Annotated in this window: 18 protein-coding genes; 12 read left to right on the top strand and 6 right to left on the bottom strand. The window is 61.6% G+C overall.

Going from position 1 to position 22,124, the window contains the following annotated elements; all coding sequences use genetic code 11:
• Nucleotides 1-113 precede the first annotated feature (113 nt).
• The 6 genes from FTO60_RS12420 (at nt 114) to FTO60_RS12395 (ending at nt 6,079) form a co-directional block, all read left to right on the top strand.
• Nucleotides 114-1,754, top strand: coding sequence for a peptide ABC transporter substrate-binding protein (locus FTO60_RS12420; protein WP_148056253.1), 1,641 nt, complete (start codon nt 114-116; stop codon nt 1,752-1,754).
• Nucleotides 1,755-1,817: 63 nt separating this feature from the next.
• Entirely contained in the window at nt 1,818-2,828 is a 1,011-nt protein-coding gene (locus FTO60_RS12415) for an ABC transporter permease subunit (RefSeq protein ID WP_148056252.1), read from the top strand.
• A 12-nt stretch (nt 2,829-2,840) separates the two neighbouring features.
• A complete protein-coding gene (locus FTO60_RS12410; protein WP_148056251.1) occupies nt 2,841-3,764 on the top strand; it encodes an ABC transporter permease subunit in 924 nt (307 codons plus the stop codon).
• Between the two features lies 1 nt (nt 3,765).
• Nucleotides 3,766-4,734 carry an oligopeptide/dipeptide ABC transporter ATP-binding protein gene (locus FTO60_RS12405; RefSeq protein ID WP_302849690.1) on the top strand — a complete coding sequence of 323 codons (969 nt, stop codon included), beginning with the start codon at nt 3,766-3,768 and terminating at the stop codon, nt 4,732-4,734.
• Complete coding sequence (locus tag FTO60_RS12400) at nt 4,734-5,741, top strand: oligopeptide/dipeptide ABC transporter ATP-binding protein (protein ID WP_148056249.1); 1,008 nt, start codon at nt 4,734-4,736, stop codon at nt 5,739-5,741. The genes FTO60_RS12405 and FTO60_RS12400 overlap by 1 nt, the downstream gene beginning before the upstream one ends.
• A 110-nt stretch (nt 5,742-5,851) precedes the next feature.
• The gene (locus tag FTO60_RS12395) at nt 5,852-6,079 is read left to right on the top strand and encodes a hypothetical protein (RefSeq protein WP_148056248.1); all 228 of its coding nucleotides are present in this window, start codon (nt 5,852-5,854) and stop codon (nt 6,077-6,079) included.
• 30 nt (nt 6,080-6,109) lie between these two features.
• On the opposite strand, the gene FTO60_RS12390 is transcribed toward FTO60_RS12395, so the two are convergent.
• On the bottom strand, nt 6,110-9,889 hold the full coding sequence (locus FTO60_RS12390) for a translocation/assembly module TamB domain-containing protein (protein ID WP_148056247.1): 3,780 nt from the start codon (nt 9,887-9,889) through the stop codon (nt 6,110-6,112).
• Complete coding sequence (locus FTO60_RS12385) at nt 9,889-11,682, bottom strand: autotransporter assembly complex family protein (RefSeq protein WP_148056246.1); 1,794 nt, start codon at nt 11,680-11,682, stop codon at nt 9,889-9,891. The genes FTO60_RS12390 and FTO60_RS12385 overlap by 1 nt, the downstream gene beginning before the upstream one ends.
• Nucleotides 11,683-11,830: 148 nt before the next feature.
• On the opposite strand from FTO60_RS12385, the gene FTO60_RS12380 reads away from it, so the two are divergent.
• From FTO60_RS12380 to FTO60_RS12370, 3 genes are read left to right on the top strand one after another with little or no spacing between them, the layout of a single operon-like run.
• Nucleotides 11,831-12,814 carry a membrane dipeptidase gene (locus FTO60_RS12380; protein ID WP_148056245.1) on the top strand — a complete coding sequence of 328 codons (984 nt, stop codon included), beginning with the start codon at nt 11,831-11,833 and terminating at the stop codon, nt 12,812-12,814.
• Nucleotides 12,783-14,462 (top strand): hypothetical protein, encoded by a 1,680-nt coding sequence (locus FTO60_RS12375; protein ID WP_254696803.1) that lies wholly within the window; start codon nt 12,783-12,785, stop codon nt 14,460-14,462. Before FTO60_RS12380 ends, FTO60_RS12375 begins: the two co-directional genes overlap by 32 nt.
• Nucleotides 14,459-14,971, top strand: a complete 513-nt coding sequence (locus tag FTO60_RS12370) for a DUF3726 domain-containing protein (protein ID WP_148056244.1) — start codon at nt 14,459-14,461, stop codon at nt 14,969-14,971. Before FTO60_RS12375 ends, FTO60_RS12370 begins: the two co-directional genes overlap by 4 nt.
• On the opposite strand, the gene truA is transcribed toward FTO60_RS12370, so the two are convergent.
• A complete protein-coding gene (gene truA / locus FTO60_RS12365) occupies nt 14,968-15,735 on the bottom strand; it encodes a tRNA pseudouridine(38-40) synthase TruA (RefSeq protein ID WP_148056243.1) in 768 nt (255 codons plus the stop codon). The genes FTO60_RS12370 and truA overlap by 4 nt on opposite strands.
• Before the next feature lie 94 nt (nt 15,736-15,829).
• On the opposite strand from truA, the gene FTO60_RS12360 reads away from it, so the two are divergent.
• Both FTO60_RS12360 and FTO60_RS12355 read left to right on the top strand, forming a co-directional pair.
• Complete coding sequence (locus tag FTO60_RS12360; RefSeq protein ID WP_254696802.1) at nt 15,830-17,254, top strand: YcjX family protein; 1,425 nt, start codon at nt 15,830-15,832, stop codon at nt 17,252-17,254.
• A gap of 103 nt (nt 17,255-17,357) precedes the next feature.
• Nucleotides 17,358-18,248 (top strand): YcjF family protein, encoded by an 891-nt coding sequence (locus FTO60_RS12355; RefSeq protein ID WP_254696801.1) that lies wholly within the window; start codon nt 17,358-17,360, stop codon nt 18,246-18,248.
• Here the strand turns inward: FTO60_RS12355 and FTO60_RS12350 are convergent.
• Together FTO60_RS12350 and FTO60_RS12345 are read right to left on the bottom strand one after the other, a co-directional pair.
• Complete coding sequence (locus tag FTO60_RS12350; RefSeq protein WP_148056242.1) at nt 18,240-19,433, bottom strand: NAD(P)/FAD-dependent oxidoreductase; 1,194 nt, start codon at nt 19,431-19,433, stop codon at nt 18,240-18,242. The genes FTO60_RS12355 and FTO60_RS12350 overlap by 9 nt on opposite strands.
• A 68-nt stretch (nt 19,434-19,501) precedes the next feature.
• Complete coding sequence (locus FTO60_RS12345; protein WP_148056241.1) at nt 19,502-20,731, bottom strand: urate hydroxylase PuuD; 1,230 nt, start codon at nt 20,729-20,731, stop codon at nt 19,502-19,504.
• A 100-nt stretch (nt 20,732-20,831) separates the two neighbouring features.
• Here FTO60_RS12345 and FTO60_RS12340 point away from each other — a divergent pair, with 100 nt between their 5' ends.
• A complete protein-coding gene (locus tag FTO60_RS12340; RefSeq protein ID WP_148056240.1) occupies nt 20,832-21,764 on the top strand; it encodes a LysR family transcriptional regulator in 933 nt (310 codons plus the stop codon).
• Here FTO60_RS12340 and uraH read toward each other — a convergent pair.
• Nucleotides 21,749-22,102 carry a hydroxyisourate hydrolase gene (gene uraH / locus FTO60_RS12335; protein WP_148056239.1) on the bottom strand — a complete coding sequence of 118 codons (354 nt, stop codon included), beginning with the start codon at nt 22,100-22,102 and terminating at the stop codon, nt 21,749-21,751. The two genes, FTO60_RS12340 and uraH, sit on opposite strands and share 16 nt — an antisense overlap.
• Nucleotides 22,103-22,124: the final 22 nt, after the last annotated feature.

The following is a 22,124-nucleotide window of genomic DNA, read 5'->3' as shown; positions in this document are numbered from 1 at the left end:
TGGGCGCAGACGGCAAAGGATCGTTCCATTCGTGCGACACGCACGCTTCAATGCTCCGGAAATTTTGTCAGACGCTGCGTTTGGCAACGGATTCAATAAGAGGGAGAAATCAGATGACTTTGAAATCAACTTTGCGCGCAACCACGGCGGCTGCGCTGATTGCGATGGGCGGGGCCGTTTGGGCCGACGGCCATGCAACCCACCCTGAAACCGGTGTAACACTGGCAAGCGACCAGTCGTTCACCTATTCAATCCTTGACGACTTTCCGTCAATCGACCCGGCCTTGGTCGAGGACGTAGAGGGCGCATCGGTGGCCCGCGACCTGTTTGAGGGCCTGATGACCGAAGACGCGACCGGCACCGTGAAGCCCGGTGTGGCGACGGGTTATACCGTGTCCGACGATGGTCTGACTTATACATTCACCCTGCGCCAGAACGCCAAGTGGTCCAACGGTGATCCGGTCGTCGCCGGCGATTTCGTCTTTGGGATGCAGCGTGCTGCCGATCCTGAAACCGCGTCGGAATATGCGTGGTATCTGACCGTCATGGGCCTTGCAAATGCCGAAGCCGTGACAGCTGGCGAAATGCCTGTCGATGCTTTGGGCGTATCGGCACCTGACGATTATACGGTCGTGATGACGATAGATGCACCGCGTCCCTACTTTCCGCAGATGACGACCTTCCCGACAACTTTCCCGGCCCACCGTGCCACCATCGAAGCCTATGGCGATGACTGGACCAAGCCGGAATATATGGTGTCCAACGGCGCTTACACTCTGGCCGAATATGTGCCGCAAGAGAAGCTCGTGCGGGTGCGCAACGAGATGTATTGGGACAACGAAAACACCATCATCGACGAAGTCACCGCCCTGATCATCAATGACAGCAACGCGGCCCTGACCCGCTATCTGGCGGGTGAAATTGATTTCGTGATGGACGTGCCCGCGGGCCAGTTCCCGCGCCTGAACACCGAATACCCCGGCGAGGCGCTGAGCTTTCCAAATTCGTGTTCATACTACTACCAGTTCAACCAGTCTGAGTCTGGCCCCGAAGCGTTGAAAGATCCCGATGTGCGCCGCGCACTTTCGCTTGCGGTGAATCGCGATGTGATCGTGGACAACGTGCTGGCGGGTGGTCAACGTCCGGCCTGGACCTTTACCCACTGGGCGATCAACGGATGGGAACAGCCCGATATTCCTGCGGCCGACATGACGCAGGAGGAACGCAACGCCCTTGCACAAGAGCTGCTGGCCGAGGCCGGTTACGGCCCCGACAATCCGCTGTCGCTTGAAATTCTGTATAATACCTCTGACAGCCACCAGTCCGTGGCTGTGGCCATTGGCCAGATGTGGAAGCAGACGCTGGGTGTTGAAACGACACTGGCCAATCAGGAATGGGCAACCTTCCTTGATACGCGCGGCGAGCAGAACTATGAAATCGCCCGTTCGGGCTGGTGCGCGGATTACAACGAACCAAGCACCTATATCGATCTGCTGACCTCAGGGTCGAACTATAACGACGGCAAGTTTGTCGATGAACAAATCGACGCCCTTGCCGAAGAAGCCAGGACGTCCGACGATCCGATGTCACTTTATCAGGAAATCGAGCGTATCGCCTCTGAGAACACCTACTTCCTGCCGATTTATCACTACGCATCGGTGCGGATGAAGGCGCCCGATCTTATGAACTGGCCAACCGAAAACCTGTTGCAGAACTGGTATTCCAAAGACCTTTACATCGCCGCGTCTGAATAACAGACGGCCGAAGATCACCCGCGCCGCCCCTTGGTGGCGCGGGACCTTTTGGGGGACAATTTGATGTATAGCTTTATTGCAAAACGGTTCGCGATTGCTGTGCCGACCTTGCTTATCCTTGTGATATTCTCGTTTATTCTGATGTTTGCGGCCCCCGGCGGCCCCTTCAGCAATGAACGCCCGCCACCCCCTGCCGTGCTTGCCAATATCGAGGCGCGTTATGGGCTGGACCAACCTTACGTTGTGCAGATGTTCAACTACGTCAAGAACATCGTGCTGTATTTCGATTTTGGTCCGTCGTTTCAATACCGTGACCGCACGGTCAATGATGTGATCGCCCAGGGTTTCCCTGTCACGCTGACCTATGGTGCGTGGTCCGCGCTTGTGGCTGTTGTGGTTGGTGTCAGTCTTGGGATTGCCGCGGCCCTGCGCCAGAACACCTGGCTTGATTATCTGGCGGTCGGGATCACCATCGGGGCGCAGGCCTTGCCGAACTTTGTCATGGCGCCGGTGCTGGTGCTGGTCTTTACGCTGGGTTGGTTCTGGTGGACCGGCGCGCCGCTGCTGCCGGGGGGCGGATGGGCGGGCGGTGTGTTCATCGATGGCGCCTGCAACGCAAGTGACAACTTTTGTTTCAGCGTTCCCTGGGGTGGATCAATGCGGTTTGACTACCTGATCTTGCCGGTTATCGCCCTGTCCACATCCTATATGGCGTCGATTGCAAGGATCATGCGCTCAAGCATGCTTGAGGTGATGAACTCCAACTTCATCCGCACGGCGCAGGCCAAGGGTTTGCCGATGCGCCGGGTGATTTTCCGTCACGCACTCAAGCCCGCGATGCTGCCGGTGATTTCCTATCTTGGACCTGCGGTGGTGGGGATGATCACAGGTTCGGTCGTGGTCGATGTGGCTTTTTCCACAGGCGGGATCGGGCAGTTTTTCGTGAACTCGGCCTTTAGCCGTGACTATGCCGTCATCATGGGGATCACGATCCTTGTGGGGGCGCTGACGATCCTGTTCAACCTTGTGGTCGATGTGCTTTACGCATGGATCGATCCGAAAATCCGGTATTAGGAGGCGTGCGCGATGTTCAACAAATCATCCGTTGCCGCCGTCGAAGGCATTGCCGAGCTCAGCCAGATCGAAGGTCGTTCGCTGTGGCAGGACGCGCGCCGGCGCTTCTTTCGCAACAAGGCGGCCGTGGCCGGTTTGATCGTGCTGATCGCGATCGGCTTGTTTGCGCTTTTGGGCGGATTTTTCGCGCAATACGAACCCGATTACGTGGATTTCAGCCTAATGGGGGCCAATGCCTATATGGGCGTGCCATCGTTTGAAACCGGCCACTATTTTGGCACAGATATCGACGGGCGTGACCTGTTTGCCCGCACCGTGCAGGGCACCGGCATTTCGCTGATGGTTGGCATTGTCGGGGCTTTGGTCGCCGTGGTGGTCGGCACGCTTTACGGGGCGACCGCAGGATATGTCGGCGGGCGCGTTGACGGGGTCATGATGCGGATCGTTGATATCCTGATGTCGATTCCATTCATGTTCGTGCTGATCCTGATGCTGGTGATCTTTGGTCGCTCGATCCTGATGCTGTTTATCGGCATCGGGTTGATTTCATGGCTGAACATGGCGCGGATCGCACGCGGTCAGACGCTTACCATCAAGAACAAGGAGTTCGTCGAAGCGGCCGTGGCGACAGGCGTGTCCCCGGTGGTGATCGTCTTGCGCCATATCGTGCCGAACCTGCTGGGGATCGTGATTGTCTATGCAACCCTGCTTGTGCCGGAAATGATTATCTTTGAAAGCTTCATTTCCTATCTTGGCCTTGGGGTGCAGGAACCGATGACCTCGCTTGGTGCATTGATCAATCAGGGGGCGGCGCAGATGAACAACGGCACGCTTTGGATGCTGATGTATCCGCTGTTCTTTTTCTTGATTACGCTGTTTGCCTTCTTCTTCGTGGGTGATGGCCTGCGTGACGCGCTTGACCCAAAGGATCGCTAGGATGAGCCTTCTTGAGATCGAAGACCTGCGCGTCACCTTTCAGACGGCTGATGGCCCCGTGAATGCCGTGAACGGGCTGTCGTTCGAGATCGACAAGGGCGAAACCCTCGCGATTGTCGGCGAAAGCGGCTCGGGCAAAAGTCAGGCGGCCTTTGCCGTCATGGGGCTGCTGGCGCGCAACGGGGCTGCGACCGGCACGGTCAGTTTCGACGGCACCGACCTGCTGGGCCTGACGTCAAAGCAGCTGAACAAGGTGCGCGCGCAGGACATCGCCATGATCTTTCAGGATCCGATGACCTCGCTGAATCCCTATATCCGCGTCAGCGATCAGATGGCCGAGGTGCTGCAACTTCACAAGGGCCTTAGCAAACGCAAGGCGGTGGCCGAAGCCGTGCAGATGCTGGACGCAGTGCGTATTCCTGACGCCAAGGCGCGGATCAGCATGTTCCCGCACGAATTTTCCGGCGGGATGCGCCAGCGGATCATGATCGCGATGGCCTTGCTGTGCCGTCCACGCTTGCTGATCGCCGATGAACCGACCACCGCTTTGGATGTGACCGTGCAGGCGCAGATCATGGACCTGCTGGCCGAAATCCGGCGCGAGTTTGGCACGGCGATTATCCTAATCACGCATGATCTGGGGATCGTTGCCGATGCCTGTGACAAGACGCTGGTGCTCTATGGTGGGCAGATCATGGAGCAGGGCGCGACGACGGATATTTTTGCGGCCCCCTCGCATCCTTATACGCGCGGGTTGCTTAGGGCGGTGCCGCGGCTGGATCGTGACGATGAAGAATTGCAAACCATCGCCGGTGAACCACCCGACATGTCGCGCCTGCCTGCGGGGTGTCCGTTTTCGCCGCGCTGTGCGCAGGTATTGCCGCATTGTTCCGCGATACGGCCGAACCTTGATGTTTTTGACGCAGGCCGGATGCGCGCCTGCCACCTTCCCGTCGCCGAGGTGCTCTGATGGCCCCGATCCTGTCTGTCCAAGACCTGAATGTGACCTTTGATGTGCGCCGCCAGGGGGCATGGCCGTGGACGCCATCGCAACCCCTGCAAGCGGTCGGCGGCCTATCGTTTGATCTGCAAGCGGGGGAAACTCTGGGCGTTGTTGGCGAAAGCGGCTCGGGTAAATCGACGCTGGCGCGCGCGATCGTCGGGACCGTGCCGACCTCAAGTGGCAGGATCATCTGGAAGGGCGACGACCTTGCCGCGATGACAAAACAGGTGCGCCGCAAGCACCGGCGCGATGTGCAGATGATCTTTCAGGATCCGCTCGCGGCCCTGAACCCGCGGATGAACGTGGGCGAGATTATCGCCGAACCGCTGACCACCCACGAACCCCATATCAGCCGTGCCGAGGTGAAACGCCGCGTAGGCGAATTGATGGAACGCGTGGGCCTGCTGCCCAATCTGGTGAACCGTTACCCGCATGAATTTTCCGGTGGCCAGTGTCAGCGGATCGGGATTGCCCGCGCACTGATCCTGAAACCGGAACTGGTGATTTGCGATGAACCGGTGTCGGCGTTGGATGTGTCGGTGCAGGCGCAGGTCGTGAACCTGCTGCGCGAACTCCAGCGCGATATGGGGCTGGCGATGATCTTTATTGCCCATGACCTGTCGGTGGTGAAACATATTTCGGACCGGATTTTGGTGATGTATCTGGGCCGCGTGATGGAGTTGGCCAAGGCACGCGAATTGACCCGCGAACCGCGCCACCCCTACACGCAGGCGCTGATTTCGTCGGTGCCGATCCCTGATCCGGTGGCCGAAAAGGCGCGCCATCGCCCGATCCTCGAGGGCGAGTTGCCATCACCCCTCAGCCCGCCATCGGGCTGTGTCTTTCGCACCCGTTGCCCCAAGGCCCAGCCATCCTGCGCGGGCGATCTGCCCGTGATGCAGGATGTTGGCAACGATCACCACGTGGCCTGCCCCTTTCAGGAGGTGCAAAAGGTATTGGTCACAACGGATTAGCCCTGCGCCAGACGCAAGGCCGCGTCCTGAAATTGTGTGGTGATTTTTTGTTCCGCCGGGCTTAGGTTGTTTGTGGGAGGAAAAACCTAAACGACTTAGGAGTTTTCCAAATGGCACTTGCCACAACACACAAACATTTCGACCTATCCGCCATCGGCGCCGCATTTGCGCGCCCCTTCAGGGCTATTTTTCACGGCCTGATCGTGTTGGCCGAAGCAGACAGCCGCATGGTTCAAGTGCGCAAACTTAACGCATTGAGCGATGAAGACCTCGCAGCGCGCGGCACCACGCGCCAGGACGAAGTCAGCCGCATCTTTCGCGCCTCGCTTTATATCTGAACGCTGACGTTGGGGTGGGCGATGCTTGGCCTAATAGTCGCGCTCAAAGAAGATCCCGACGCTGGTTTCACCATCGGCGCCAAAGCTGCCGCGCCCTGAAACGTCGTCGGTGATATCAAGGTTGAGGTTGATTTCCGACGTCCCGTCGCTGCCGATGGTGATGTCGGTATAGACATTGTCCGAGATATATTTGCCCGCGCGCACGGCGGCATTTCCGGCCTCGTCGGTGGTGAAATCCAGATTGTCCAGATCAAGCCCTTCGCGGATTTGCCCGATCAATCCGCCGTCGCCGCGTCCTGCCAAGGTGCTGATTGCGGCGGCAAGTTGAACCGCCTGAAGCGGACTGATCGACGCCAGATCGCGCCCGAACAATAGCTGCGACAGCACTTCGTCTTCGGGCAGTTGCGGGCTGCTTTCGAACCGCACCTGGGGCGAGGTGGCCGGCCCTTCGACAATGACGCTGACCAGCGTGCCGGTGTCGGCAGTTGTCGTGGCTTGGAGTCGGATATAGGGCGTGAAATCGCCCTGAAGCTGGGCATAACCTTCGGTCAGATCGAAGCGTTGTTGCAGGATATCAAGCCGCCCGCGGACCAATTCGAACCGCCCCGTGGCGATCACGTTGTTGCTGTTGCCGCTGAGGGTCAACTGCCCGCCCAACTCGGCATCAAGCCCGCGCCCGCGCACGAAAATTTGTGATGGCGCACTGATTGTCAGGTCGAGCGGGTACCCCGGCCCGCTGCGGGCCTCGCTTGCGGGGGGTGTGCCTTGGGTTGTCAGGCCAGCACGCCCAAGGGTTGCGACCACATCGCGCGGCGGGGCGATATGGGTCACTTCGGGCAATTCGCCCAGACTGCTGATTTCCGACGATGGCACGCGCACCTCGGCGCGCCCAAGCGTCAGCCCGCCTGCTACACGCGCGCCCCCGGCGATGGGGCCGACAAACGTGATGTTGCCGCCAACGGTCGTTTCATAAAGCTGCGGGTCACGCAGCACGATCCGGTCCAGGTTCAGCGTCAGGTCGGCGTTTCGTTGCCCGCCAAGCGTGACAGGGCCGGACAGTGTCAGGGTGCCGCCCGCACTGCTGTTCGCGTTCAGTGAAATCTGCGCCGCTCCGCCCGCTAGCTGGACAGTGCCCGCGATTCCCTCGAGCGATTGTCCCAGGGTCGGTGCGGTCAGGCGTCCGTCAGAAATACGCACAGGGCCGGACAGGGCGTTCAACCCAACGGGACCATTTGCACGCAGATCGAAATCGGCCCGCCCGCTGATCTGGCGCGGCGCGATATAGGGGTTGGCAAACCCCAACGGGGCCGAGCCGCTGATGCTGAGATCGGTGCTGCCTGTTGAGCTGATTGTGCCGGTTGCCCGCGCGTCCGTGCCGCCCGGTCCGGTGGCATCAACGCTGATCCGCCACGGCGATGTGCCGCTTTGGGTCGCGGTGCCGATGGCGGTGACGGGGCCGTTGAACTCGGGGGTGAACAGGGCGATATCGGCAAGACGCAGATCAAACACAGCGTCCGACGATGCGCCGTCTGTCGAAATGCCCGCTGTCCCCGTGAGGTTTGGAAATTTCAGTTGCAGGTCTTGCACGCCGATGCGTCCGTCGGCGCTGCGTGTCACATCGGCGCGCAGGCTGCCCGTGCCGCGCATCGCCGTGGCAAGAGCGGGAAGCCCCAGCGATAAATCCGTCGCCAGCGACTGGACCTTGGCGGTGAATGCGCCATCGGCCAGCGTGCCGTCGCCCGTCAGAGCAAGCGTCGCGCCACCCGACAGCGACCGCCCCACAAGGCCGCCATAGGGGGCAAGGTTGCTGATCCGTCCGGTCAACCGCGCGGTGGTGGCATAGTTGCCGTCCGCTGGCCCGATGCGTGCCGTGATATTGGTGATCAAATCGGGGCCGCTTAGCGCCCCCTCCACGTCATAAGACCCGGTGGAATCCTGCACGACCGCACCGTTGAAATTTGCCGCGCCACTTAGGCCAACGCCAAGGCGTTCCAGCGCCGGAAGCGTCAGATCCAGCGCGGCGGCAAGACCCGTTGGTGTGATGTTCAAATCGCCCGTGGCGATCAGCCCGCCTGTGCGTATATCCAGATCAGTGATGCGCGTGCCGATCGTGTCGCGCTGCGCGTTCAGGGTCAGGCGGCCATTTCCGCTCAACAGCGGATCCACTTGCGCGATGCCGATCTGCAGATCACTGGTTGCCGCCAGCAACGACAGATCAAACGTATCGTCAAGCGGCGTGACTGTGCCGGAAAGCAAAACCGATCCTGACCCGTTCAGCGACTGCCCGACCAGCTGCGAGAACCGCGCGAAATTTCCAACCCGCCCGCCAAGCGAAAGATCGGTCTTCAAGCCCGCGTCCAAACCGGCAATCGTCGCCGTGACCCCAAGGTCCATGTCATCGCCAATCAGCCTCATGCGGGAAATGCGTAAGGGCTCGCCTTCGATCAGGGTCGCGCCGATATCGCCGCGCAGCTCCGTTCCGATAGCGGCGGCAAGGGCGGGATCAGAAAGGACAATACCTGATGCGTCATAGGACATATCCAGATCGACGCGGCCGACCGGAACCCCGTCGCCCGCGGTGATCGTGCCGCCGCCGTCAAGCGTCAGCGCGGCGATGGCAAGATCGGGGCGCGTCAGGCCTTGCAGATCAAACGATCCATTCCATGCATTGCCCGCCGCCGCGTCAAACCGCAGCGACAGGTCCATCGCGCTGACGGTCGTTTCCGCGCCGCCCAGTGGCAGGCGCACCGGCGTGCCGCGCCGATCACCAATCTGGCCGGTGATATCGAAGGCTTCGGGCCAGCCCTCTGTCCCAAGGGTCAGTGCACCGCTGATCCCCAAAGACCGCGTTGCCAGATCAAAGGCCGTAAGGTCAAGCCGCCCGTCACCGAATGCTGTGCCCTGGGCCGTCAGCGTCGACGCCGTGCCAAAAAACGCATCAAATTCGTCGGCGACAAGCGGTGTCAGATCGCCGCGCAGGGTGGTCGAGAAATCGCGATCCACCGGTGTCGCATCATCAGCTTCGCGCGTGCCCGCGGTTGTGAGTTGGAACTGCCCCGACAGCCGTTCTACACCCTGCGTCGCAAGGCTAAGGTTGGCTGTGAAATCGCTGAGAGGGGCATCGCCTTGCACGCGCAGGGCCAGTGCGGGCGTGTCGGGAATATTCAGCAAGGTGGCCGCAATGCCGTTCGCGCCCTCGTCCAGTGTCAGCAATATGGCAAGGGTTTCGGTGGCGTTGTCATAGCTTGCGTCGATGTCGAACCGGCCATCCTGCCCGTCGATGCGCAGGGCTTGGATATCGGCACTGCCAGCACCGTCGATCAGGCTGAGGCTTGCTGCGAAGGACACCGCCAGCGGCTGGCCAAGAACCCCGGCGCCAAGGGCGATTTCATCGGCGGTGATTTCGCCGATTTCAACCGAAACGGGCAGTTCTGGCAACGAAAAGGGTTCGGCGGCAGCCGAGGGTGCGTCGGTCTGCCCAGTTTGGGGCAGGCGTGTCATTTCAATGCTTTTGGCGCTGAGGGTCTCGACCTCGATCCGCCCGCTCAGCAGGGCCGAGCGGGACCAATCCAGCGTCACATCCTGCATGGTGAACCAGATGCCGTTGTCGTCAGCGATGGTCATCTTGTCCAGCGTGGCCTGCGCACTGAGCGCGCCTTCGAAACCCTCGATGCGCACATCGCGGCCTGCGCCTGACAGGCTGTCCTGGATCAGTTCGGCCAGGAAACCCGGGCCATCGTCGCTCACGTCTTGGGCCGTGGCCAGGCCCGGCGCAAGGCTCAACAGGCCTATCAGGGCAATCCAGCGCATCAAAACGCCTGCCCGATCCCAAGGTAGATCTGCACGGCGGACCCGCCCGTATCGCCCCCGACAGGGGCCGCGATATCAAGCCGGATTGGGCCGATCCCGGTGTTGTAGCGCACCCCGACCCCTGCGCCTGCGTGCCAATCGCCGTTTTGCAGCGGCACCGAATCCGCGCCGATATAGCCCACGTCATAAAACCCGACGATACCGATGGTGTCGGTGACATCCACGCGCGCCTCGATCTGCGCGCCCAAGAACGAGCTGCCGCCAATTTCAACGCCACCACCCAGATCGACATTCAGCGATTGATAGGGCTGGCCACGCACCGTGCCGCCACCGCCCGAAAAGAACAGCAGGTCCGAGGGCACATCCGCTGCATCCGCCCCGATCAGCGACCCAAGTTGCCCGCGCAACGCAAGTGTCACCCTATCGTCGGTTCCAAAGCTGCGGTAAATGCGGCCATCGCCGTAAATGCGCCCGCCGTTGTCGCTTCCTGCCAGTCCGACAAACGGAGTGATTTCCGCGTTGGCGTAAAACCCCGTGGTCGCGTCAAGCGGATCGTCGCGTTTGTCCAACGTCCCCTCAATGGGCAGGGTCAGCAGGGTATAGCGGCGATCACCCAGATCATCGCTGACTTCGCCGCTGCGCAGGCCAAGCCCGACCTCGAGGATAAATTCCTCGCGCACGCGGCGGATCAGACCGGCTTCGGCGATAACCTGGCGCAAGAAATAGTCCGGCTCGTCCAGCTGCATCAACTCCAGATCGGCATAGAAATCCACATCGGGCCGCAAGGTGCCTGGCCGCAGAAAACTTGCCCCCAGCGTGTAGTCAATACCCGCCGTTTCGCCTGCAAGGCCCGCAATTTCACCCTCCACGCGGAACCGTTCAGCCCCGCCCAATAGATTGCGATGCATCCAGAAGGCCGACAGGGTGGCACCGTTGACGGACGAGTATTCCGCACCAAACCCAAGCCGCCGCGGCGTTTGCTCGGATATTTGCGCGGTGATCGGCAAGGTGTTTCCCGCCGCAATGTCGCCTTCGGAAAATGCGACCGAGCGCAGGGCTTCGACGCGGCGCAGCCGCGCCTGTGCACGCTCAAGTTCGGCGGGCGAATAGACGCCGCCAGTGGGCAGGCCAGCGATTTCCACGATCCGTTCAGGGCGGATGTTTTGCACCCCGCGCACGATCAGCGGCCCAAATGTCAACTGCGGTCCGGGGTCGATACGCACACGGGCATCCAGCGTGGCATCGCTGTGGCGGGCGGTGATTTGCTGGTCCATGGGTGCGGCCTTGGCATGGCCTTCGTCGCGCCAGGCATCGACGCCCACCAGCACCGCGTCGCGGATCGTATCGGACCGGGCGGGACGGTCTGTGGCAAACCCCTCGGGCATGATGGTTCCGACGGGGACGGGCAGCACTTCGGCGCGCCCAAAGGTAAAGCGCGGGCCGGGGTCAACGTTAAGGGTAATCACGCCGACACTTGCGGGGGAATCCAGGGGGGCGATACCGGATGCCTCGCGCCCATCGATCAGGATCGAGATCGCGCCGCCATAATATCCCTCGCTGTAAAGCCCTGTCAAAAGCCGTTGATAATCGGCGCGCGCTGCCGCGACATAGTCTTGGGCCACGGCACCTTCGTCGTCGCGCGTCAGGCTTATCGTCAGGGATGCAGCGCGCAGGGCCGCGCGCAGATCGTCACTGGCATCGGGCGCATTCAAACGCACCTCTTGCGCCTGTGTGGCTGCCCCGGCCAAGCCCAGAAAAGTCGTTGCTATGATGGCTGGCCAAGCTGCTCGCATGATCGCCCCTGTCTTTGTGCTATCTTTATCTTACCCCGACGGGAACTAAAACGCATATCCTTGTGATTAGGTTCCATTCGGGCGGGAAACGGCCCGATTGCGGCGCGATTGGACTTTACCTGTTGTTGCAAGGCGCTAACCTTGCGGCATGGGATATTTGATTGATAATCTGCAATACGCCAATTGGTCGGAAAAGATTTTTCGCCAGATGCGCAAGGGCGGCGTGGACGCGGTGCATGTGACCATCGCCTATCACGAGAGTTTCCGCGAGATGGTGCTGCAACTGGAACGGTTCAACCGCTATTTTGAACAGTTCCCTGATCTGATCTTCAAAGGCACGACGGGGGGTGATGTGCGGCTGGCCCATGAAACCGGGCGCACGGCGATCTTTTTCGGGTTTCAAAACCCCAGCCCGATCGAGGACGATATCGGCCTTGTGGAAATCTGTCACCAGCTGGGGGTCCGGTTCATGCAGCTGACCTATAACAACCAGTCCCTGCTGGCGACCGGCTGTTACGAAGATCGCGATACCGGTCTAACCCGCATGGGCAAGCAGGTGGTGGGCGAAATGAACCGCGTTGGTCTGGTCGTTGACATGTCCCATTCGGGCGAACGGTCCACCTTGGAGGCGATTGACCATTCCACCCGCCCCATTGCCATCACCCACGCCAATCCCCACTGGTGGCACCCTGCATTGCGCAATAAATCCGATGATGTGCTGCGCGCGCTGACAAATGCGGGCGGGATGCTGGGTTTTTCCGTCTACCCGCATCATTTGCGCGGTGGATCAGATTGCACGGTGCAGGATTTTTGCGAAATGGTGGCTGAGGCTGCAAACCGTTATGGCGCGCGGCATCTGGGGATCGGTACCGACTTGTGTCAGGATCAACCTGATAGTGTGGTGGAATGGATGCGGGTGGGGCGCTGGTCCAAGGTGATGGATTATGGCGAAGGGTCGGCCAGCGATGCCGGTTTCCCGCGGATGCCAGGCTGGTTCAAGGACAACCGTGATTTTGGAAATATCCGCGATGGGTTAGCTGCCGTCGGATTTGATGTGGGCGAAGTTGACGGGATCATGGGTGACAACTGGCTGGCGTTTTATGACGACAGTTTTGGGCCTGACGATGCTTGACGATCACGCCCCCCCAATACCGCAGCGCCCCCTGCGCCCGCCGACCGACGTCATGCGGCTGCGCCGGATGGGGGCGGGATTTCCCACGCGATTGTCGTTCCTGCGATCCGTCACGCGCCGGATGGGGGCCGAGGGCGCGCAGGTCACGCGCCCTGTATGGGAAATGGACGCAGACGGGTTTGGCCACGCCGTCTATTGCGTCGATTTTGGCGGGCATACCTATTCGCTGGTGGCAGTGTCTACTGATTTGCCGCCCGATCAGCGCACCGACCGCGTGATCGCAACCGCTTGGGATACGTCCTATGTTTTGTATGATGGCGTGCCGGACGCGGACGAAATTGCCCGAATTTGCCGCGCCGCGCCGCAGCAAGAAGCCGCGCGCTTTGACCCGCGTGATCTGGTCCTGAGCCGCGCCAACAAATCCGTGCGTTTGTTCGCCCATGTGGTCGAAGCCCTGCGCGCAGGCAGGCAACCTGATGCGGGCATGATCCGCGATGTCGGTTACCTGATGCGCACCACTGCCGTTTATGGCAACGGCAAGTTCGGGATCGCGGATCGGGACAAATTCGGGCAAAGGCCGGGAATGTCCGGCCCTTTTGCCGCTGAAATGCTGACCGTCTGGCTGATCCGTGGTTTCACCCACGATCTGGTCGAACATGTGGGCGGCGCCCCCCTTGATCGCGCCCTGAAACGCCATCTTGGGATCGGCAATGCGACGGGCCTTGGCATGGCGCCGTTTCTGGTGTCGCACCCGCTGTTGCTGGATGCGTGGATGCAGGTGCGCGAGACCGCTCTGGCCCGCGTGCGCGCGGTTGAAACGCTCACACCCGGGCAGATCACGCGTGTTTACGAATTGGTCATGCGGGCGGCGCAACATCTGGCGCAATGGCAGGTGCCTGACCGGATTGCGCAGGGCCGGATCGATGTGACTCGCCGCGAATGGCCCGAGGTGGCCGCGCATCTGACGCCCGACTTTATGGGTGGTGCGGCGCCGTTGGATCGGTTGGTGTGTGACAGCGCGCGCTGGTCCATTGACACGCAGGAACTGATCGCGGCGCTGGTGCTGGAACCCTTTGGCGACCTGATTGATGGGTTGACCGATTGCATGTCCACGCCCTTTGTGCCTGTCCTTGATCCGGCGATGGCCTGCGCCGATCTGTCAGCCCTGATTGCGCGAGATTGGCAGTGGGCGGTTGATACCGATTTTGACGATCCGCACCACTGCGCCCAGTTCTGGTATGTGTCCGAGGCCAAACAGGAACCCCGCCTTGGCTCGCGCTTTATCGAAGAGGGGGCAGCGCTGGAAAGCCCTCTTGATATCGCGCGTCAGGTGAAGGCATTGGCGGGGGCGCTGCACGGCCAAACCGGCCCGATTGCCGCGGTGCTGGCCGCGCACCCGGAACATCGTGCGGCGGCGCGCCGTGTGCAGACACTGGCACGCCATCCTTACGCCGAAATCCGCGACAATCTTATTGGCGATGACTGCCTGCCGATTGATATGCTGCGCTGTAAGCTGGCGTTCTTTGGCGCGGCCAAGTTTGATCCCAAGTCTGACCGCTGGACGCGGATCACGCTGGCGCAAGGCGCGCCTTTGGCGGACGAATTGCACAATGCCGATGACTGGTGGCTGCCCACCTTTGCGTCATGATGCGGTCCCTTAACGAGGTGCAGGGCATGGTCCTCAAGGCGGCGCGCGGGGCCGGTGTCCCCTTGGGCCACTGCGAGGACATTTCCGCCGCCATGCCCGACTATATCGCGCTGGGCGGGGATATGTCTGCGCTTGTGGCCGCCTTGCAGCGTCCGCATGAACCCTGGACCGATAGTGGCGGTGCCATGATGGCTGGCCCGACGGCGATTGATCTGGCGCGGGCGGGGCAGGGCGCGCAGCGGATCAACCGGGCCGATCTGCCGCTGTTGGTGCTTGCACTTGTCATTAGGGCAAACCGCTTTGGGGCGGGGCTGATATGTGATGTGCAGGGCGATTGCGTGGTGATTGCCGCTGGGCAGGGGGCGTCGGTCGATCTGCCAGCCGGACCGGTCGACATTGATGGGGGCGCATGGGCGGGCCTGGCGGCCCTTGCGGCGCTGACCCTTGTGCCGGAAACTGAAACCTCGCGCGCCGCCGGGGCAGGGGCAGGTCTGACCGACAACGATTAGGCGAAGGGATCGTCGGAGTATGCGACACCCGCCAAATACAACCCATCGGGCGGACAGACAGGGCCACAGGCTGCGCGATCGCGGGCGGCCAGCGCCGCGCCCACGTCATCGGGGGACCAAGCCCCCGCGCCGACCCGTTCCAGCGTGCCGACAAAACTGCGCACCTGATTGTGCAGGAACGAGCGCGCGCGGACGTGAAAGTGAAACTCCTGATATCCGTCCCGGGCGATGTCCGAGATCGTCAATTCATCCAGCGTGCGCAGCGGGCTATTGGCCTGACAGATCGAGGACCGAAAGGTTGTAAAATCGTGCCGCCCCAGCAATTGATCCGCCCCCGCCTGCATCGCCGCCCCGTCCAAAGGGTGTGGCACGCGCCACGCTTGCCCTTTTTCAAAGGTCAAAGGCGCGCGCCGTGCGATCAGGCGAAAGACATACCGCCGCTCAATGGCCGAAAACCGCGCGTGCCAGTCATCCGCCACCACGGTGCAGGCTGTTATGGCAACAGGGTTGGGTTTGAGGTGGTAATTCAGCGCCTCGGACAGGCGGAACGGCTCCCAGTTGCGGGTCAGGTCGCAGTGCGCCACTTGTCCGGTTGCATGCACGCCCGCGTCCGTCCGCCCCGCCGCGGCGATCGTGTGGGGGCCATCCTCAAGCCGCGCCAAGGCCGCCTCGATCGCGCCCTGCACTGATGGCTGGTCGGCCTGACGCTGCCAGCCCGAAAACCGGCCGCCATCATATTCAACCTTGAGGGCATATCTGGGCATGGGGTTCGCATAGGGGGAAGGGGGGGCGAAATCAATCCCTACACATCCCCCCGCGCGCCACCTATCTTGGGGATGACTAGGGAAAGGTGTGTTCGTGGGGTTAGGGTCTATCGCAGGCGGCATCGCCGACCAGATCGTGCGCAGCGTCGAGGGGATCACCGATACGGTGACCGCACCCTTTAGCGAACCTGTGATACGTTTGGGCGTCACGGGCCTGTCGCGCGCGGGCAAGACGGTGTTCATCACATCGCTTGTGGCGAATCTGATGGATCGCGGGCGGATGCCGCAACTGGTCGCTGCGGCCAATGGCGCGATCCAGACGGCCTATTTGCAGCCGCAACCGGACGATACCCTGCCGCGTTTCAACTACGAAGCGCATCTGGCGAAACTAACGGCCAAATCCCCCGAATGGCCGCAAGGCACGCGCCGGATCAGCGAATTGCGCCTGTCCCTGCGGGTGCAGCCGACGGGGTTGTTGTCGGGCCTTCAGGGGCCGCGCACGGTACATCTGGATATTGTCGATTACCCCGGTGAATGGCTGTTGGATCTGGGGTTGATGGACAAGGATTTTGCACAGTGGTCGGCTGATACCCTTGCACGGATGCAGGGACGCACCGAGGCGGCGGATTTCCTGGCGCTGCTGGCAAATACGGATGGGGCGGCACCGCTGGATGAAAGCACCGCGCAGACGCTGGCCGCATCGTTCACCCAGTATCTGCAAAGCGCGCGCGCGGCGGGCTTTTCCGATTGCACGCCGGGGCGGTTCCTGCTGCCCGGTGATCTGGAAGGCTCGCCTGTGCTGACGTTCGCGCCGCTGCCTGTGGGGGATACCCCGCGCCGGTCACTGGGCCGCGAATTCAGCCGCCGCTATGACAGCTACAAACGTAACGTGGTGCTGCCCTTCTTTCGGGATCATTTTGCGCGGATAGACCGCCAGATCGTGCTGGTCGACGTCTTGGGCGCGATCCACGCAGGCCCGCGCGCAGTTGAAGACATGCGCGCCACGATGGCTGATATCCTTGGGGCGTTCCGGCCCGGGCGCAACGCGTTCCTGTCGCGTATTTTCCAGGGGCGGCGGGTCGAGAAAATCCTCTTTGCCGCGACCAAGGCCGACCATCTGCACCACATGCAACACCCGCAACTGACGGCAATCGCCCAAGCCCTGCTGCGTGACGCCAAGGACCGCGCTGATTTTGCAGGGGCCGATACCGCCGCCATGTCCATTGCAGCATTGCGCACCACGATCGAGGATCAGATCAACCACGATGGCCGCACGCTGGACGTGGTGCGTGGGCAGTTGCTCGAGGGCGGCAAACAGGCGGCGTTTTATCCCGGTGAACTGCCGAGTGACCCCGCGCATCTGCTTGGTCCTGCCCGCGGGGGGGCTGAAAAATGGCTTGATGCGGATTACAGCGTGATGAATTTCGCACCTGCGCCGCTGACCCTGAAACCGGGCGACGGGCCGCCCCATATCCGGCTGGACAAGGCCGCACAATTTCTGATCGGGGATCGGTTATGAGCAAAAAATCCGGCCCCGTGCTGATTGACCTTGAGGGCGAAAAGCCCGACCTGACACCGGCAACGGCCCCGCTGTTCCGGATGTCGCCCCGCAAGGCGCAGCCATGCAGCAGGTGGCGGTTCTGGCGGCGCGCCGCCCGTCGCGTTTGGCGCGGTGGTTCTGGTCGTTACTGGTCGCGATTGTCGGGTTTGCCGCGTCAATTGCCGCCTGGGATTTCGTCAACGGATTGCTGGCGCGGTCGCCGATATTGGGCGGGATCGCGATGACGCTGCTGGCGCTGTTCTGCAGTGTCTTGCTGATCATCGCCCTGCGCGAACTGGCTGCATTCAGTCGATTGCGCCGCGTGGACCGGATTCAGACCGCCGCCGCCGCCGCGCTCATCAGTGGTGAGGTCAAGGACGCGCGCGCCGTGTTGGGGCAGCTTGAAACGCTCTACAAGGGTCGCGCCGATACTGAATGGGGCCGCGAACGGCTGGCGGAACGAAGCGGTGATGTGCTGGATGGCGACGGGCTGATCGGGTTGGCCGAGGCCGACATTCTGGCCCCCCTTGATCAGCGTGCCCTGCGTGAAGTCGAGGCCGCCGCGCGACAGGTGGCGATGGTTACGGCGATTGTGCCGCTTGCGCTGGCCGATGTGTTCACGGCCCTGACGGCCAACCTGCGAATGATCCGGCGCATTGCCGAGATTTATGGCGGGCGGTCGGGTGTGCTGGGCAGTTGGCGCCTGACGCGCACCGTGCTGACGCATCTTGTAGCGACGGGCGCGGTGGCGGTGGGCGATGATTTGATCGGCTCGGTCGCGGGGGGCGGGGTTTTGTCGAAGGTCTCGCGCCGTTTTGGCGAAGGGGTTATCAACGGCGCTTTGACCGCCCGCGTCGGCGTCGCCGCGATCGAGGTGTGCCGCCCGCTGCCGTTTCATTCGGTCAAGCGGCCAGCGGTCACGGCGCTGGTGAAACGTGCGCTGACGGGGTTGTTCGGGGCGGGATCAAAGTGACCCAAGGCGCCCCAGCGGGTTGATCATCGACCCGCGCACAAGCGCCGTCAGAAGGCGCGGCACGGGTGGGATCATCGACACCGGAAATAACACACGGTCGCGCAGCAGTGGCAGGATACGGCTGTCGGATTGGTATTGCGGTGTGAATGCCCAACTCATCGCCTGATAGATCGCCACATGCCAGCGCCGTGCGCGCGCATAGGCGGGCAGCGCGGCTTGCAGCGGATGCAGGCGCAGCGCCTCGGCCAACGCCAAAGCATCGAGCAGCGCCATATTCGCCCCTTGCCCCAGTTGCGGGCTGGCCCGGTGCGCGGCGTCACCGATATGGGCGATCCTGTCGCCGAAGGGGCGGCGCAGGGTGCCGTGGCTATAACGCGCCATCGTCATTTGGCCGGTGTCGGTGATCTGCTCCAGAAACGGCGCGATAGCGGGCCAAAGCGCGATAGCCTCGTCCTTCCAGGCGTCCAATCCGCGCGCGGTCCAGGCTGCGTGACTGTCCGCAGGCATGGACCAGAAAACAGCGGCCTTTGGCACCGTTTCGCCGGGCATTGTGCCGATAGGTAACGCGCCAATCATCCGATCCGCGCGCCGGTATTGCTGCGAGAGCTGGTCATGGGGCAGGTCCGTTTCGGGCCAGTCCACGGTGCCCCAGATCGCCCCATAAGACAGTGTGCGCGACACCAGTGGCGACAAGGGCGATGATGCCCCCGCAGCGTCAATCACCAGATCAAACGGATCGGTTCGGGTGCCATCTGCAAGGATCAGACGGCGGGTGTCGTTGGTGGCGTCCGTTACGCCCGCGATGGCGGCTGAGGGAACAATCGTCAGGCTGTTGCGTGTCAGGGCGGCCTGCAAAATTGCATCGAACAGGGCGGCACGGTGAATGGCCAGCCCGTGGTTCACTCCGGCGGAGCGATCATACCACACATCCAGCACGCGCCGGCCATGATCGGCCTCGTGGCCCAGCATCCGGTTGATGGCGTTGCCTTTTTGGCGGGCCATGTCACCTGCGCCGATCCGGTCAAGCACGGCTTGGCCCACGGGTTGGATCACAAGGCCGGAGCCCACCGGGCGGGGGGCATCGAAGCGATCGAAAACCGTCAGGCTGTGGCCTTGGTCAGCCAGCAGGGCTGCGGCGGCAAGCCCGCCTATTCCGGCCCCGACGATAGCGATATTGAGTGGCATGGCGTCCCAGTCTTTACGCCCGTCCTAGCCGCGCCATACCGCAGGATGCAAGCGCGCAATCGTCGCGGTCAGTCGTTCGCGGCGCGATACCACGCGATGATGATCGCGCGCGCCTCGCTGTCCATCTGGATCGCGTTGGGGGGTGGCATCGCCCGGCTGACGCCTGCGTGCAGATAGATTTGGCGGGCGTGGCGGGCGACATCGCCTTCGGTTTCCAGCAGCACGCCCTTGGGCGCCCACTGCATGTTGTTCCAGACAGGTTCGCGGGCGTGGCACATGGAACAGTTGCCGATCACGGTGTTGTAGGCATCCTCGAACCCTGCCGCTGATGCATAACGTTCCTCGTAGGCTGTCAGTTCGCGCGCCAGGGAGTCCTCGTAGGTGTCGCCACTGCGCTGGGTGGACAACCACGCGATGATGATCATCAAAAGCACGGTGACACCCCATGTCCAATGCGGCCCCTTGCCGGTCTTGTGCATGGTGTTGAAATAGTGGCGGATCGTCACGCCGGTCAGAAAGATCAGCGCGGCGATGATCCACGAATACTGTGTGCCAAACGACAGTGGATAATGGTTGGCCAGCATCAAGAACACGACAGGCAGCGTTAGATAGTTGTTATGGGTCGAGCGGACCTTGGCAATCTTGCCATACTTGGCATCCGGCGTGCGCCCCGCCTTGAGATCGGCAACGACGATCCGCTGGTTCGGCATGATCTGGAAAAACACATTGGCCGTCATGATGGTGGCCGTGAATGCCCCCAGATGCAGCAGGGCAGCGCGGCCCGTGAAAATCTGGTTATAGCCCCACGACATGATCACAAGGATCGCGAACAGCAGCAGCATCAGCAATGTGGGCGTATCGGCGAGCCTGGATTTGCACATCGCATCATACAGCAGCCAGCCGATTGTCAGTGACCCTGCCGAAATCACGATCCCCTGCCACAGCGCCAGATCGACCTTGGTTGGGTCCAGCAGGAACAACTCGCCGCCGACCCAATAGATGATCATCAGCAGGGCGGCACCCGACAACCAAGTCGTGTAGCTTTGCCATTTGTGCCATGTCAGGTGCTCGGGCATCTCCGAGGGCGCAACAAGGTATTTGACCGTGTGATAAAATCCGCCGCCGTGGACTTCCCATTCTTCGCCGGACGCCCCCTTGGGCAGGGCGTCATTGGGTTTCAACATCAGATCAAGCGCGATGAAATAGAACGACGCGCCGATCCAGGCCATCGCCGTGATGACATGCAGCCAGCGGACGCTGAACGCGATCCAGTCCCACAAGATTGCCAGATCATACATGGTTGTCCCCTTTGGATTCGTATTTACCATCACCCTAGGCGCGCGGGCATTGTTCTGCTATTGTCCCTAAAGACCAAGCAGCATCAAAAAAAGCAAAACAATGTCCTATCTGGATAATATCCGCACCTTTGTCCGTGTCTATGAACTTGGCAGCATGTCGGCGGCGGGGCGCGATTTGCGTGTATCGCCTGCGGTGACGTCTTCGCGGATTTCCCAGCTCGAGGAACATCTGAGCGTGCGCCTGTTCCAGCGCACCACCCGCAGCCTGACGCCCACCGAACAGGGCCGCGCATTCTACGGCGGAGCGTGCGAAATTCTGGAGTCCGTGGACAACGCCGAGGCCCAGGTCGTCAACATCACCGAAAACCCCAAAGGCGCGCTTTATGTGGCGGCCCCCTTGGGTGTGGGGCGCAGGCTACTGGCACCGCAAGTCCCTGATTTTCTTGCCAGTTACCCCGAGGTCAGTATCCGCTTGCGCCTGACAGATCGCAAGGTTGATCTCACGACCGAAGGGCTTGATCTGGCGTTCTTCCTTGGCACGCCCGAGGACAGTAACCTGCGTATTCGCAAGATTGCGGATGTGGAACGGGTGCTATGTGCGTCGCCCGCCTATATCGCCAAACACGGGCATCCGGCGTCGGGCGATGATCTGATCAACGGCAACCACGAATGCCTGAATTTGCGCTTTCCTGGCGCGACCGAATTTCACTGGCGGTTGGTCACGCCTGATGGTCCGAAACGGTTTCGCATCGCCGGGCGCTATGAATCCGATGATGGTGATGTGCTGACCGATTGGGCGCTGGCGGGGAACGGCATCGCCATGAAACCCGTGTTCGAGGTGGCCGAACATATCAAGGCAGGGCGGCTGGTTGCGGTCGCGACGCAGACGCCGCCTGAACCGATCCAGATGGCCTGTTTGTTCACCCACCGCCGCCGTCAGGACCCGAAAACGCGGCTGTTCATGGAGTTCGTGATCGAAAAGATCAGCGCGGCGGTGCGTGACAGCGAAAAGACCGCTCAGCTGCCGCGATAGGTGGAATACCCGAATGGCGACAGCAGCAGTGGCACGTGATAATGCGACGCCTCACTCATGCCGAACCGCAGCGGGATCACATCCAGAAAACGCGGGTCTTCGGGTGGCGTGCCGGTGGCATCAAGGTAGGCGCCTGCGTGAAAGACCAATTCATAGGTGCCGGTTTCAAACTTGTCGGCAGGCAGGATCTGTTCATCCGTGCGCCCGTCATCATTCGTGGTCAGTGCGATCAGGTGGGTGCGCATCTCGCCGTCGATCCGGTAAAGGTCGATGCGCAGCCCCCGGGCGGGACAGCCGCGCGCGGTATCAAGAACATGGGTGGTCAGGTATCCGGTCATGGCGCTTTCTCACGTTGGTTGC

Source organism: Octadecabacter sp. SW4, assembly GCF_008065155.1.
In the GTDB taxonomy this organism is placed as follows: Bacteria; Pseudomonadota; Alphaproteobacteria; order Rhodobacterales; family Rhodobacteraceae; genus SW4.
The sequence above is the reverse complement of the archived record's forward strand: the minus strand, read 5'-3'. Positions and strand labels throughout refer to the sequence as shown.

What these genes read in the sequence shown, in the direction of transcription:
- FTO60_RS12420 (WP_148056253.1), top strand. Translation starts at nt 114, where the DNA reads ATGACTTTGAAATCAACTTTGCGCGCAACCACGGCGGCTGCGCTGATT.
- FTO60_RS12415 (WP_148056252.1), top strand. Translation starts at nt 1,818, where the DNA reads ATGTATAGCTTTATTGCAAAACGGTTCGCGATTGCTGTGCCGACCTTG.
- FTO60_RS12410 (WP_148056251.1), top strand. Translation starts at nt 2,841, where the DNA reads ATGTTCAACAAATCATCCGTTGCCGCCGTCGAAGGCATTGCCGAGCTC.
- FTO60_RS12405 (WP_302849690.1), top strand. Translation starts at nt 3,766, where the DNA reads ATGAGCCTTCTTGAGATCGAAGACCTGCGCGTCACCTTTCAGACGGCT.
- FTO60_RS12400 (WP_148056249.1), top strand. Translation starts at nt 4,734, where the DNA reads ATGGCCCCGATCCTGTCTGTCCAAGACCTGAATGTGACCTTTGATGTG.
- FTO60_RS12395 (WP_148056248.1), top strand. Translation starts at nt 5,852, where the DNA reads ATGGCACTTGCCACAACACACAAACATTTCGACCTATCCGCCATCGGC.
- FTO60_RS12390 (WP_148056247.1), bottom strand. Translation starts at nt 9,889, where the DNA reads ATGCGCTGGATTGCCCTGATAGGCCTGTTGAGCCTTGCGCCGGGCCTG.
- FTO60_RS12385 (WP_148056246.1), bottom strand. Translation starts at nt 11,682, where the DNA reads ATGCGAGCAGCTTGGCCAGCCATCATAGCAACGACTTTTCTGGGCTTG.
- FTO60_RS12380 (WP_148056245.1), top strand. Translation starts at nt 11,831, where the DNA reads ATGGGATATTTGATTGATAATCTGCAATACGCCAATTGGTCGGAAAAG.
- FTO60_RS12375 (WP_254696803.1), top strand. Translation starts at nt 12,783, where the DNA reads ATGACGACAGTTTTGGGCCTGACGATGCTTGACGATCACGCCCCCCCA.
- FTO60_RS12370 (WP_148056244.1), top strand. Translation starts at nt 14,459, where the DNA reads ATGATGCGGTCCCTTAACGAGGTGCAGGGCATGGTCCTCAAGGCGGCG.
- truA (WP_148056243.1), bottom strand. Translation starts at nt 15,735, where the DNA reads ATGCCCAGATATGCCCTCAAGGTTGAATATGATGGCGGCCGGTTTTCG.
- FTO60_RS12355 (WP_254696801.1), top strand. Translation starts at nt 17,358, where the DNA reads ATGCAGCAGGTGGCGGTTCTGGCGGCGCGCCGCCCGTCGCGTTTGGCG.
- FTO60_RS12350 (WP_148056242.1), bottom strand. Translation starts at nt 19,433, where the DNA reads ATGCCACTCAATATCGCTATCGTCGGGGCCGGAATAGGCGGGCTTGCC.
- FTO60_RS12345 (WP_148056241.1), bottom strand. Translation starts at nt 20,731, where the DNA reads ATGTATGATCTGGCAATCTTGTGGGACTGGATCGCGTTCAGCGTCCGC.
- FTO60_RS12340 (WP_148056240.1), top strand. Translation starts at nt 20,832, where the DNA reads ATGTCCTATCTGGATAATATCCGCACCTTTGTCCGTGTCTATGAACTT.
- uraH (WP_148056239.1), bottom strand. Translation starts at nt 22,102, where the DNA reads ATGACCGGATACCTGACCACCCATGTTCTTGATACCGCGCGCGGCTGT.